This window comes from Acidovorax sp. GW823-FHT05D11 (genome assembly GCF_058795695.1).
The window spans coordinates 816,242-829,025 of sequence record NZ_CM179502.1; the positions used below are offsets into that span (position 1 = coordinate 816,242).

Consider the following 12,784-nt stretch of genomic DNA (forward strand, 5'->3'; position numbering starts at 1 on the left):
CGGGCCGCCGCTCAGGCCGCCACCCGCCTGTTGTAGGCGCGAAAGACCGTGTCCAGCGTCCACCCCAGCGATTCATACAGCGCCTGCGCGGCGGTGTTGGTGTGCGCCGTGGTCAGGTCCATGCGCACCTTGCCGTGGGCGCGGGCCGTGGCCTCGGCGGCCACCAGCAGGCTGCGCCCGGCGCCCGCCTTGCGCGCCGTGGGGGCCACGAACAGGTCGTACAGCGTGTAGATGGGCGCCGCCTCCACCGAGCAGAACGTGGGGTACAGCTGGCAAAAGCCCACTGCCGCCCGGGACGCGTCCTGCGCCAGCAGGATCACCGACTCTGCGCGCTCCAGCCGCTCCGCAATGAATGCCCGTGCTCCGGCGAGGTCCGGCGCCTGCTCGTAGAACTGCCGGTAGGCATCAAACAGCGGGGCGATGGTGTCGGTATCGGCCGGGGTGGCCAGGCGGATGTGCACAGTGGTCATGGAGGCGTGGAGAGGGCCGCGGGGCGCGAAAATGCGCCCCCGGGGCTGGCAAGAGGCGCACCCCGGAGGGGGTGCGAGCGGACGCGGATTGTAGGCAGGGTTCTGCCCGCGCTGTGGCGGCGTTTTGCGCGGGGTCAGTCAGCCTCGCTGCGGGGGTGTTGCCACCGCGCCACCGCCGCCACCCGCGCCTGGTGGATCAGCGTGCCCACCTGCGGGCCGCTCAGGCCCTTGGCCGCCGCCTGCGCGGCAATGTCGCGCGTGGCCACCGACTGCACGGCACCCAGCACGGCCAGGAGCCGGGGGCGTTGCGGGTAGGCCGATTCCTCGAACCCCAGGCGCCCGCGCGCATCGCATTCGCAGGCCAGCAGGATGTCGGCAAAGCGCGCAGGCTTGCGAATGGCGTCGCAGCGCTCCAGCAACCGCACCAGGGCGGCGGCCGACAGCTCGTTGCTGCGGTGGATGTGGCCGTGCTCGCGGGCCACCACCTCGGCCGTCTCGCGGCAGTCCACGGGCACGCGCAGACGCTCGGCCACGTCCTTGAGCAGCGCGGCGCTGCGCTCCTCGTGCCCGATGTGGCGCGGCAGCACGTCGGCGGGCGTGGTGCCCTTGCCCAGGTCGTGCGCCAGGCAGGCAAAGCGCACCGTCAACGGGGATTGCAGGCGGGCGGCCATGTCCAGCACCATCATCAGGTGCACGCCCGTGTCCACCTCGGGGTGGTACTCCGCCCGCTGGGGCACGCCCCACAGGCGCGCCACCTCGGGCAGCAGCACCTGCAGAGCGCCGCACTCGCGCAGCACCTCGAACATGCGCGACGGCTTTTCTTCCATCAGCCCGCGCGCCAGCTCCTGCCACACGCGCTCGGCCACCAGGTGGTCCGCCTCGCCGTGCTGCACCATCTCGCGCATCAGCTGCATCGTCTCGGGCGCCACCGTGAAGTCGGTGAAGCGCGCCGCAAACCGCGCCACGCGCAGGATGCGCACCGGGTCTTCGCGAAAGGCATCCGTCACGTGGCGCAGCACCCGCGCCGCGATGTCTCTGGCTCCCAGATAGGGATCAAATAGGCCTGTGGCGCTTGTCCCATCGGCGCTGCTAGCTATCGCATTGATAGTAAGGTCGCGGCGCGACAGGTCTTCTTCCAGTGTCACGTCGGGCGAGCTTTGCACCACAAAACCCCGGTAGCCCCGCCCGCTCTTGCGTTCGGTACGGGCCAGCGCGTATTCCTCGCGCGTCTCGGGGTGCAGGAACACGGGGAAGTCGCGCCCCACGGGCAGATAGCCCAGCTTCAGCATCTGCTCGGGCGTGGCGCCCACCACCACCCAGTCGTGGTCGTTCACGGGCCGGCCCAGCAGCTTGTCGCGGACGGCGCCGCCCACCATGTAGATTTGCATCGGTGTAGTTTAGGCCGGGCCCCCGGCCGTATATTCCAGCCCACCATGCCCCTATCGTCCGACCTCACCATTGCCCAGCTCAACCCCGACGGCAGCGTGCCCGTGCCCACGGCGCCCGACGCGGCCGCCGAGGCCCTGCAGCGCGAGGCGCAGCTCGAAGCCCTGAAAGCCAAGGTGGACGACCTGCAGGAGATCCTGGCCAAGCCGCTGAACGAAATCCTGGCCGACCGCGACAAGTTCAAGGAAGCGATGGCCGCGTGGGATGCCTTTGGCGCGATGTGGATGCTGTCGCAGCGCGCCATGAAGCGCGTGGCGCTGGACCTGGCCGCGCAGCAGGGGGTGAGCGAGGAAGAGGTGGTGGCGCGTGCGCTGGCCTATGCCAACCAGGTGCTCAACGCGCAAGAGGAGGACCTGGGCGGCACCGTGGCCCCCGCCCAGTTGGCGCACATCGCGCGGCACAAGCCGTTCTTGCGCAAGCAGTTCCGGTAGCGTGGCCGGGCTGCCCGTGCCCGTTCAGCTGAACACCGGCCTGAAAAAACTCCGCTCGTAGCTCACGATGCACCCCGTCTCCTCGGCATAGCGGAACGCCGCCTGGCATTCCGCATCCTGCATCGACTGCTGGCGGTACACCTCGTAGGCCGCCAGGCTCTCGAACGTGAACAGCGCCAGCGCGATGTTGTTGGCGCCCTCGCTGGGCATGAAATAACCGTGGTGTTTACCGCCGAACTTCTCGACCAGCGGGATCCAAAGTTTTCCGTAGTGCTCGAACTCTTTCAACTTGCTGGTGTTGAGCACGTAGCGCAGGTAGATGGTGACGGCCATGGCGCTGCTCAGCCTTGCGTGTGGCGCAGGCGGTAGGGCTCTTCGAAGTCCAGGAAGTCCTTCTCGGCCAGGGCCTCGTCGATCCAGTCCTTCACGCCGGGCAGGGCGCGCACGCGCTGCACGTAGTCGGCGATGTGGGGTGGCACGGGCAGGGCGTAGGTGTGCAGGCGCATGCACACGGGGGCGAAGTAGGCGTCGGCCACGGTGAATTGGCCGAACAGCATGGGGCCGCCATGTTCCTGCAGCAGCGCGCTCCACATGTCCACCAGGCGCTGCACATCGGCGCGCACGCCGGCCTGGTCGCGCCAGATCAGGGCGCCGGTGTCGGCCAGGTTGGCCTCGATGTTCATGGGGCAGTGGCTGCGCAGGGCGGTGAAGCCGCTGTGCATCTCGGCGCAGATGCTGCGGGCGCGTGCGCGGGCCTTGGCATCGGCGGGCCAGAGCTTTTGGACGGGGTGGGTTTCGGCCACGTATTCGGCAATCGCCAGGGTGTCCCACACCACCAGGTCGCCGTCGACCAGCACGGGCACCTTGCCCGTGGGGTTCACGGCGCCGATGGCGCGCTTGAATTCTGAATTGGCTTCGAAGCTGTCGAAGCGCACGCGCACTTCCTCGAACACGATGCCCGCCTGCTTGAGCAGCACCCAGGGGCGCATGGACCAGGACGAGTAGTTCTTGTTGCCGATATAGAGCTTGAGCATGGGGCACCTGCCGATGGAAATCAGAGAAAAGAAAGCCAGCCCGCCATGCTAGCGGCAGTGGCGCGCGCCAGCGATGCGAAAACGCGGCCTCAATGATGCGCGGCACGCATCACGGGCCGTGCTGGCCCTGTTGGCGGGTCAGACCGGCCAGACCACGCCGTTGTCGTTCAGGATGGCATCGAGCGGCAGGTCGAACGCTTCGGGCTCGAAGTCGTCCAGGTAGCCATGGGTGAAGCCCAGGCCCACGGTGAACGGCTTGGGCTGCAGCGTGGCCAGGGTGCGGTCGTAGAAGCCGCCGCCATAGCCCAGCCGGTAGCCGCCCGGCGCGTAGCCCACGCAGGGCACGAAGAGCAGGGTGGGCACGATGACCTCGGTGTCCTTGGGCTTGGGGATGCCGTAGGCGTCTTCCTCCATGGGGCAGCCGGGGTACCAGGCGTGGAAGGTGAGGGTCTTGTGCAGCTTGTTCACCACCGGCAGGCCGATGCGGCGCAGCTGGGGTTCATCGAGCAGCTCGCCGTCTTCCTTCCAGCGGTGCAGGGCGGGCAGGGGGTCGAATTCGCCCTTGATGGGCCAGTAGGCGCCGATCACGGTGTCGGGCCGGTTGACCAGCCAGATGCGCATCACCTGCTGTAACAGGTCGGCCCGCTGTAGGCGGTCGGGCAGGTTGAGGCGTTCTTCTATCAACGCGCGCCGAAGGGCTGCTTTGTCCATCAGATAATTCCCCCATGCAATTTCTCAGAGCGATTCTGACACCCCTTGTCGCGGCCAGCCTGCTGGCCGCCACCGCGCCCCTTGTCATGGCGCAAAACCGTGGTGACGATACCCTGCTCGAAATGCAGCAGGCCTTCCGCAAGGGAGACCGCAAGAAACTCGAGCAGCTCCTGCCCGCCGCACGCGGCCATGCGCTGGAGCCCTGGGCGGCCTATTGGGAGCTCAAGCTGCGCCTGGGCGAGGCGTCGCCATCGGAGATCCAGTCCTTCCTGCAGCGCTACGCGGGCAGCTACCAGGAAGACCGCCTGCGCAACGACTGGCTGCTGCTGCTGGGCCAGCGGCGCGACTGGGGCCAGTTCGCCGAGCAGCACCCTGGCTACCGCATGTCGGACGACCGCGAGGTGCGCTGCTACGCACTGCTGATCGACCAGATCAAGGGAACGGCCAGCCCCACGGTGGCCGAGGACGTGCGCAGCAACTGGTACGCCCAGCGCGATGGCGACGACGGCTGCACCCACGCGGCGCGGGAGCTGCATGGCTACAAGAAGCTGTCGGCCCTGGACATCTGGCGCAAGGCCCGCCTGGGCGTGGAGGCCAACCGCCCCCGCGTCGTGCGCACGGCGGTCGAGATCGTCTCGCCCGAATCGCTGCCGCAGGTCAAGGAGGTGCTCGACGCGCCCGCCAAGTACCTGCTCTCGCGCGCCACGGCCGCCGGCAAGGCCAGGCAGGAACTGGTGCTGCTCGCGCTCCTGAAGCTGGCCACCACCGACCCGGAAGGCGCTGCCCACCAGCTCGACAGCAAGTGGGGCGTGCACCTCTCGTCCGAGGAGCGCAACTGGGCCTGGGCCGTGATCGGCAAGACCGCCGCGCAGAAGCTGGCCAGCAACGCCCACGGCTACTTCGCCAACGTGACGCGCGACAGCGACCTGAACGACGACCTGCTGGGCTGGAAGGTGCGGGCCGCGCTGCGCGCCGGCCAGTGGAAGACAGTGGGCAAGGCCGTGGACGCCATGGGCGCCGAGGCGCGCCAGGAAAGCACCTGGGTGTACTGGAAGGCGCGCTCGCTCCTGGCGGGCCGCGTGACCGACGCGGAGCGCGCCGAGGCGCGCCAGCTGCTCGAAGGCATTGCCAGCACGCGCGGTTTCTACGAGCAACTCGCGCTGGAAGAACTGGGCCAGCGCATCACCGTGCCGCCCGCGCCCGCGCCGCTCACGCCGGAAGAAAAGGCGGCAGCCCGCGCCAACCCGGGCCTGAACCGCGCGCTGTACGCCATCCTGCTCGGCCTGCGCAGCGAGGGCGTGCGCGAGTGGAACTACACCACCAACCTGCACCAGAGCGGCGGCATGGCCGACCGCGAGCTGCTGGCCGCCGCCGACTTCGCGTGCCAGCGCGAGGTGTGGGACCGCTGCATCAACACCAGCGAGCGCACCAAGGCCGTCGTGGATACCACGCAGCGCTTTCCCACGCCGTTTCGCAGCGCCGTGGTGGAGCGCGCCACCGGCATCGGCCTCGACCCGGCCTATGTCTACGGCCTGATCCGCCAGGAAAGCCGCTTCATCATGGATGCGCGCTCCCACGTGGGCGCCTCGGGCCTGATGCAGGTGATGCCCGCCACGGCGCGCTGGACGGCCAAGAAGATCGGCCTCGCCAACTTCACGCCCGACCAGATCAACGACCGCGACACCAACATCACCATCGGCACGGCCTACCTCAAGCTCGCGCTGGACGATTTCGCGGGCTCCATGCCCATGGCGGCGGCTGCCTACAACGCCGGCCCGGGGCGCCCGCGCAGCTGGCGCAACGGCCCGGTGCTGGACGCCGCCATCTGGGCCGAAAACGTGCCCTTTGCCGAAACGCGCGACTATGTGAAGAAGGTGCTGTCCAACACCACCAACTACGCCGCCATGCTCACGGGCCAGCCCCAGTCGCTCAAGAGCCGCCTGGGCACCATCGGCCCGCGCGATGCCTCCGCGCCCGAGGTGAACAAGGACCTTCCCTGACACGGGGAGGGGGTGGCCGCCGCATGGGATTGCTATAAAAACATGAGCTGTCGGCGTTTTGGGGAAAAGCGGTGGAGCCCATTGGAATCAAAAACTACGGAGGGAAGCGAGATGAGAGATGCCAAAAAGATGGCGGCCCGTGCCGCCATGGCGGTGGCGGTGATGGCCATGGTCCTGGGCACCGGTGCCCAGGCGCAGCCGGTCTACAAATGGGTGGATGCCGAGGGCAAGACCCACTATGGCTCCCAGCCGCCGCCGTCCAAGCAGGATGCCGAGCCGCTGAAGCTGCAGGGCACCAACGGAACCGGTGGCGCCGGTGCGAGCGGCAAAGGGGGCGGCAAGCCCGGCAGCGTCCAGTACAACGCGGACGGCACCAAGAAGATTCCCAAGGACGTGCAGGAGTTTGCCGAGGGGGCCACGAAGGCCCTGGGCACGGTCGACAGCAAGCAGGTGCCGCTGAACTGCCAGGCCGCCGTGGGCAACATCCACGACCAGGCCGACTCCATGCTGGAAGTGGGGCAGAAGAATGTGCGCGATGGCTACATGGCCCAGGCCGACTTCGACAAGACGGTGCCCAAGATCCGCGAGGCGAAGGGCAAGTACAGCGTGTCGGACTGCCAGGGCGCGTCGGGCAACAAGAAGTCGTTCTACCAGTGCATGTCCAGCAGCTACAACCACGTGATGGGGTGCGACAAGCAGTACAAGCATTGAGCCTGCCGTGAGGCGCCGCGCGCCTTCCCGCAGGGGGGGCGCCGCCGGGCCGCGTGCGGTGGCGCGGCCGCCTGCAGCCGCCCCCGCGCGGCTTACACGTTGTGCAGCACCTCGCCCTGGCGCAGCGCGGCGCCGGAGCGCACCAGGTCATCGGCCAGGCTGCGCAGCCATTCGGCCTGCGTCTGCTCCGCGAAGTGGCGCTCGCGCAGCATCCCGAAATAGGGCGTGGCGTCGGCCCAGGCCGTGAGGTCGGCCATGCTGATCTGCTGCCACTCCAGCAGCTTGTACTTGAGCAGCACCTTCGCGGCGTAGAGCGCGTGCTTGGCCGGGTTGCGCACGAAGCCGTCCAGGCGCCGGCGCGCGCCGTCGATGGCGCGGGGCGCATCGGCAAACACCGGCCCGTGGCCGGGGATCACCACCTGGGGCGAGAGTTTCTCGATCACGTCCAGCGTGGCGCCCACCTCGGCAAAGGCATCGTCGCCTTCCAGCTCGGGAAACACCACGCCAAAGCCGCTTTCCCAGAGCGCATCGGCCGAGATCAGCACGCGGCCCTGGGGCTCGAACAGCACCACCGAATGCGGGTCGTGCCCCGGGGCGGCATGCACCTGCCAGGGCTTGTCGCCCAGCAGCACGCAGGAGCCGGGCGTGAGCAGCGTGTCGGCCCGAAAGGGCGGGCATTCCTGGCCCGTGGGGGTGTAGCTCAGCGCATAGGCGTCCCATTGGCGCACATGGTCCGCCTGGCCGGGCGGGATGGCCGTGAGCACGCCCGGCCAGGCCTTTTGCAGCGCGGCGTTGCCGCCGCAGTGGTCGCTGTGCAGGTGGGTGTTGAGCACGCGGTCCAGCGGGCGGCCGGCCAGCGCGTCACGCACCAGGGCGACGGTCTGCTCGGCATGGCTGCAGTAGCCCGTGTCCACCAGCGCGGTGTCGTGGTGGCCAATGAAGAGAATGTTGTTGGCAGACAGCCAGCCGCGTTCGAGGACGGTGATTTCGGGGGGCAGGAGGTCGTGGGGCGCGGTGGTGGGCATGGGGGCGGGAATTCGATGGCGTCTGTGGCGGGCATGCGTGCCGCGCCGTGGGCTGCTGCCCAGCGTACCGCAGGTGGGGGCCGCCCGAAGCCCTCCAAAACCCGCAGCTCGGCCTGCGATGGCTGCTGCGGCCGGGTGGCGGTAACTGGCAGCGCGTCGCTACTGCGGCAGGCTCACTTGTGATGCAGCATTGCGCGTGGTGAAGTACAGCTTCGAGTCGCGCACCGCGACGCCCACAGGCGTGTGGATCACTCCTGGGAGATCTCCGCCCACGAATCCTCTTTGCCCTGCTTGGCCCACCAAGGTCGTCACCTGGCCCTCTGCGGAGATCTTGCGGATTACGCTATTGACGGGGTCGGTGAGGTACAAATGGCCCTTGGAGTCCACGGCAAGACTGGCCGTTGCGCCATCCTCCCCGTGGCTGGAGCCGAAGTCCTGGCCCAGGTAGACCCCGCCGGCCGTATAGGTGCTGTAACTGGCGACAGCAAAGCGTGCGCTACCGGCAGGGCCATCCGCCAGGCCCGCAGGCAGATCGGCTCGACCGGCGATGGTGCTCACCATGCCTGCCGGGGTGATCTTCCGGATGGTGGGGCCAATGCCGGTGAACGCGTCGTTGAGTCCATCCACCACATACAGGTTACCTGCCTGATCCAGAGTCATGTTCCCCAGGATGGCAAAGCGTGCGGTGCTGCCCGGCCCATCTACATGGCCCAAAGTGCCGGGACTTCCGGCCAGCACGCTGACCGAGCCCGCCGCAGTGATCTTGAGGATGACGCCATTGACGCCACTTGCGTACACGTTGCCAGCGTCGTCGGCAGCAATCCCATTGATGCCTGCAAAGTAACTGTAGGTCCGACCGCCCGATACAAAGGGGGCGATCCATGTGGACACATCTGCCAATACAGCGCCCTGGCCTGCGGGGGTGAACCGGTAAATGAGATTGGGCGAGTCCCGCATGCTGGCCGTCGACGCAACGTAGATGTTGTCTTGTCCGTCCACCGCCATGGCCCGCCAGGAAGGGCCTTCAGCGCCTGCGGGCCACTGAAGCGCGCGGGTCCTCGTGGTGCCATCCGGGTTGACGATGCGCATCCGCGATTTGTCGTAGTCACTCACATACAAAGAGCCAGACTTCGCCAATGCCAGGGCCAGAGGTGCCCTGAACCGTGCATCCACGCCGGGTCCATCGGGCGGGGGGCCTTCGAGATCTGGTTGCGTCGGCCTACCGGCAAGGATGGTGCGGGTGCCGTCGCGCTGATACTTCTGGACCCACGTGGATAGGCCGTTGGAGAGGCTGGCAACGAAGTTGCCGCTGCGATCAATCACCAGGCTGGTGCCGCCCAGCGCCTCAGGAGCATTGGTCGCTACTGTGGATGCTGTTCCGTTCTTGGCGATGTGGCGAATGGTGGCGGAACGGAGTCCATCCAGCGCGTAGAGCTCGTTGGCAGCATCGATTGCCAGGTCCTGGAGGATGCCGAACCGGGCCGTTGTTGCATCACCATCGGTTGTTCCTTGGATGTCTTTGTCGCCGGAGATGTGGGTCAGTTCGCCAGTCGGGGCATATTTCTTGATGGAACTGCCATCCGTGACGTAGATGGTGCCGGAGGCATCCACGACGAAGCTGGAGCGTTCCGGTATCGGCAATGCAGCGTCCAGCGTACTCGTCAGACCCGCGGGCGTGATTTTGCGAATTTTCGGATAGGTGTAGGAGCTTTGGCCGACATAGAGATTTCCGGCGCTGTCCAGCTTCAGCCCCCGGGGGGCGCAGACTGTCGAGTCCTGTGGCGCACCGTCTGTATTGCCACACACCCCGGCCTTGCCCGCGAAGGTGGTGACTGCGCCTGTGTTGTCGATCTTGCGCACCAGGTGGTTGGCGGTGTCCGCCACGTAGGTATTGCCTGCTGCGTCCGACACGATCGCCGATGGATAGTAGAAGCGGGCTGTAGTACCCGGTCCATCAGCGTATTGCCCCTGTATGGACGGGGATGGTTCGGGGCTTTTGCCGCCAGCCACCGTGCTGACCATGCCGGAGGCCGTCAACTTGCGGATGGCGTGGTTGCCCGTGTCGGCCAGCAGCAAGTCGCCCGTGGAGGAGAGCGCCAGTGCAGGCGCACTGGCAAAAAGTGCGTCAGCAGCGGGGCCATCTAGATAGCCAGAGCCGCTGGTGGCCCCAGCGAGCAGGCTGAGCGAAGCCTTGACTGCGGGTGGTGTAACCGGCGTACCCTGATCGCTTCCGCCGCCGCACGAGATGATTAGAACGGACGCACCTAGAAGTAAGGCCAGCCAGGTACGGGCAGCCGGGCGCTTTCGCGACATGGTTTTCATGGGCGGATTCTCCCGATGCGTGTAAAAAAGCCGCACCAATGTGGTGCTTTGTCTGTGAAATGATTATGCGTAGACATTAAAAAAACGTGACCGCTGTTTCAATCCGTTGCAAGTCGACTCTGGCGCCTTGTGGGCCTTGGAGAACTGCAGACCTGAAAAAGCACCCCTCAGATCTTGTAGGCTGGTCGTCTATCACAGCCTGAGGTTGAGGCAGCGGGCATCAGAACGTCACACCCGCCACCAGGATCACGTTGGCATACGGCGTGCACTCCCCCGTGCGCACCATCACGCGGGCCTGCTGGGTCAGGCGCTTGAAGTCGTCGTGGGGCACGGCCTGCGGCTCCACCGGGAGCTGGCACCAGCCGGGCAGATGGCCTGCGCCGCGCTCCACGGCCTCGGTGGCGATCACGGCCTTTTCCACCTGCATCTCCGACAGCACCACGCGCAGCACGTCGGCCACGGCCGGGATGCCCGGGGTGAGTGCCAGGTCGATGCGGCGGGGGCCGGGCGGGATGGGCAGGCCCACGTCGCCGATCACCAGCATGTCGCCGTGGCCCAGGCTGGCGATGGCGTGGGAGAGTTCGGCATGCAGCAGGGTGGTGCGTTTCACAGGGCGATCCAGTCGGGAGGCAGGGGGCTGTGCGCCACGGCGGCGCGGGTGGGGATGGAGGGCTGGGCGCCCGGCTGCGTCACGCACAGCGCGGCGGCGCGGATGCCGTCGCGCACGCCGGCATCCAGGGGCTCGCCGCGCGCAAGCGCCACGGCCAGCGCGCCCAGGAAGGTGTCGCCCGCCGCCGTGGTGTCCACGGCCCGCACCACCCTGCCGGGGTGGTGGCGGCTGCCGGCAGCGTCGGCGGCCACGGCGCCTGCCGCGCCCAGCGTCACCACCACCTGGGCCGGGCCCTTGGCGCGCAGGGCTTGCGCGGCCTTGGCTGCTTCCACGGGCGTGGTCACGTTCTGGCCTGCCAGCGCCGTGGCTTCCAATTCGTTCACCACCAGCGTGTGCACCAGCGGCCACAGGGCTTCGGGCAGGGGCTGGATGGGCGAGGGGTTGAGCACCACAGGGCAACCAGCGGCATGCGCCATCTCGGCGGCGGCCAGGACCTGGGGCAGGGGCGTTTCAAACTGCAGCACCAGGCCGCCTGCGCCTTGCAGTGCGGTGCCCAGCGCGGCGGCATCCAGCACAAAGCGGCCATTGGCGCCCGGCACGACCACGATGCGGTTTTGCCCGCTGGCCTCCACGGTGATGGCGGCCACGCCGGTGGTGGTTTCTGTGTCGGTTTGCACGCCGCCGTGGTCGATGCCGTCGGCGTCAAGCCCCGCGCGCAGCGTGTGGCCGTAGCCATCGTCGCCCACGCGGCCAAACAAGGCCACCCGGGCGCCCTGGCGGGCGCAGGCCACGGCCTGGTTGCCGCCCTTGCCGCCGGGCACCAGGTGCAGGGCGTCGGCCAGCACGGTTTCGCCGGGGCCGGGGGCGTGTTGCACCTGCAGCACCAGGTCCATGTTCAGGCTGCCGACCACGGCGATGCGCGGCACGCGCGCGGCGGAGGCGCTCATGCGCGGGTCTCCAGGGCGGGCGGCGCGGTGGAGGCGCGCACGCGCAGCTCGGGCTGCAGCATCACCTTGCGCGCGTCCTGGCGCTTGCCGTCGATGCGTTCGAGCAGCATGTCCACCGCCAGCGCGCCGATGCGCTGCTTGGGCTGGGCCACGGTGGTCAGCGGCGGGCTGGTGAAGGCGGCCAGCTCGATGTCGTCGAAGCCCACGATGGACAGCGCCTCGGGCACGCGCAGGCCCCGTTCATGCGCGGCGCACAGCGCGCCCATGGCCATGAGGTCGTTGCAGACGAAGACGGCGGTGGGCGGCGTGTCCGCGCGCAGCAGGGCGTGCATGGCGTCGTAGCCGCCCTGGCTGGTGAAGTGGCCGTTGCACAGCATGGGCGCCTCGCCGCGGGCATCCGCAGCCGCGGACAGGGCGGCGCGCCAGCCCGCGATGCGCTGCTCGCTCGGCACCAGGCCCTCGGGCCCGCTGATGCAGGCGATGCGGCGGTGCCCCAGGTCCAGCAGGTGCTGCGTGGCGAGCTGCCCGCCTTGCATGTGCGCGGTCTCGACGAGGTCGCAGGGCTGCTCGGCGATCTCGATCTCGCGGTCCACCAGCACGGTGGGGATGGACAGGCCCGCCAGCTGTGTGGGCAGGGTGGCGTCATGCCCGGTGGAGACGACGATGAGTCCGTCGATGCGCCGCTCGGCCAGCACCTGCAGGTAGGTGCCCTGGCGGTGCGCCTCGTCGTTGGTGTTGCACAGGATGAGGTTGTAGCCCGCGCCGAAGCAGCGGTCTTCCACGCTGTGCACGATCTCGGCGAAGTAGGGGTTGGAGCTGTTGGGGATCAGCATGCCCAGCGTGCGCGTGTTGTTGCTCTTGAGGCTGCGCGCGATGGCGCTGGGCACGTAGCCCAGCGCGCGGATGGCTTTTTCGACGCGCTCGCGCCCCTCGGGGCTCACGCGGCGCGTGCCGTTGACCACGTGCGACACCGTGGTGACCGACACGTCGGCGTGGCGCGCAACGTCCTTGATAGTGGCCATGGGAAGAAGAAAAAAATTGGGAGGAGAGGAAGTCGGTGGGCAAGGAGGGAGGGGT

Annotated in this window: 13 protein-coding genes; 3 read left to right on the plus strand and 10 right to left on the minus strand. The window is 68.1% G+C overall.

The features are described 5' to 3' along the window. Positions 1–11: 11 nt before the first annotated feature. Positions 12–470 (minus strand): GNAT family N-acetyltransferase, encoded by a 459-nt coding sequence (locus tag AC3RCE_RS03755; protein WP_218293137.1) that lies wholly within the window; start codon positions 468–470, stop codon positions 12–14. A 134-nt stretch (positions 471–604) separates the two neighbouring features. Then, entirely contained in the window at positions 605–1,858 is a 1,254-nt protein-coding gene (locus AC3RCE_RS03760; RefSeq protein WP_218293138.1) for a multifunctional CCA addition/repair protein, read from the minus strand. A gap of 45 nt (positions 1,859–1,903) precedes the next feature. Here AC3RCE_RS03760 and AC3RCE_RS03765 point away from each other — a divergent pair, with 45 nt between their 5' ends. Continuing rightward, a complete protein-coding gene (locus AC3RCE_RS03765) occupies positions 1,904–2,347 on the plus strand; it encodes a hypothetical protein (RefSeq protein WP_492254561.1) in 444 nt (147 codons plus the stop codon). Between the two features lie 24 nt (positions 2,348–2,371). Here the strand turns inward: AC3RCE_RS03765 and AC3RCE_RS03770 are convergent, their stop codons facing one another. From AC3RCE_RS03770 to AC3RCE_RS03780, 3 genes are all read right to left on the minus strand, one after another. After that, entirely contained in the window at positions 2,372–2,680 is a 309-nt protein-coding gene (locus AC3RCE_RS03770) for an NIPSNAP family protein (RefSeq protein WP_492254562.1), read from the minus strand. Positions 2,681–2,688: 8 nt separating this feature from the next. Next, positions 2,689–3,381, minus strand: coding sequence for a glutathione S-transferase family protein (locus AC3RCE_RS03775; protein WP_492254563.1), 693 nt, complete (start codon positions 3,379–3,381; stop codon positions 2,689–2,691). A gap of 138 nt (positions 3,382–3,519) precedes the next feature. Beyond that, positions 3,520–4,092, minus strand: coding sequence for a 5-formyltetrahydrofolate cyclo-ligase (locus AC3RCE_RS03780; RefSeq protein ID WP_218293142.1), 573 nt, complete (start codon positions 4,090–4,092; stop codon positions 3,520–3,522). A 14-nt stretch (positions 4,093–4,106) separates the two neighbouring features. On the opposite strand from AC3RCE_RS03780, the gene AC3RCE_RS03785 reads away from it, so the two are divergent. Then, positions 4,107–6,092 carry a lytic transglycosylase domain-containing protein gene (locus AC3RCE_RS03785; RefSeq protein ID WP_492246358.1) on the plus strand — a complete coding sequence of 662 codons (1,986 nt, stop codon included), beginning with the start codon at positions 4,107–4,109 and terminating at the stop codon, positions 6,090–6,092. Positions 6,093–6,203: 111 nt separating this feature from the next. Further along, positions 6,204–6,803, plus strand: a complete 600-nt coding sequence (locus tag AC3RCE_RS03790; protein ID WP_492254564.1) for a DUF4124 domain-containing protein — start codon at positions 6,204–6,206, stop codon at positions 6,801–6,803. A 92-nt stretch (positions 6,804–6,895) separates the two neighbouring features. On the opposite strand, the gene AC3RCE_RS03795 is transcribed toward AC3RCE_RS03790, so the two are convergent. From AC3RCE_RS03795 to AC3RCE_RS03815, 5 genes are all read right to left on the minus strand, one after another. Next, positions 6,896–7,828 carry an MBL fold metallo-hydrolase gene (locus AC3RCE_RS03795; protein WP_492254565.1) on the minus strand — a complete coding sequence of 311 codons (933 nt, stop codon included), beginning with the start codon at positions 7,826–7,828 and terminating at the stop codon, positions 6,896–6,898. A gap of 159 nt (positions 7,829–7,987) precedes the next feature. Continuing rightward, on the minus strand, positions 7,988–10,150 hold the full coding sequence (locus tag AC3RCE_RS03800) for an NHL repeat-containing protein (protein WP_492254566.1): 2,163 nt from the start codon (positions 10,148–10,150) through the stop codon (positions 7,988–7,990). A 220-nt stretch (positions 10,151–10,370) separates the two neighbouring features. Then, positions 10,371–10,760 carry a D-ribose pyranase gene (gene rbsD / locus AC3RCE_RS03805; RefSeq protein WP_218293147.1) on the minus strand — a complete coding sequence of 130 codons (390 nt, stop codon included), beginning with the start codon at positions 10,758–10,760 and terminating at the stop codon, positions 10,371–10,373. Next, positions 10,757–11,707, minus strand: a complete 951-nt coding sequence (rbsK, locus tag AC3RCE_RS03810; protein ID WP_218293148.1) for a ribokinase — start codon at positions 11,705–11,707, stop codon at positions 10,757–10,759. The genes rbsD and rbsK overlap by 4 nt, the downstream gene beginning before the upstream one ends. Then, positions 11,704–12,729, minus strand: a complete 1,026-nt coding sequence (locus AC3RCE_RS03815) for a LacI family DNA-binding transcriptional regulator (RefSeq protein ID WP_218293149.1) — start codon at positions 12,727–12,729, stop codon at positions 11,704–11,706. Before AC3RCE_RS03815 ends, rbsK begins: the two co-directional genes overlap by 4 nt. Positions 12,730–12,784: the final 55 nt, after the last annotated feature.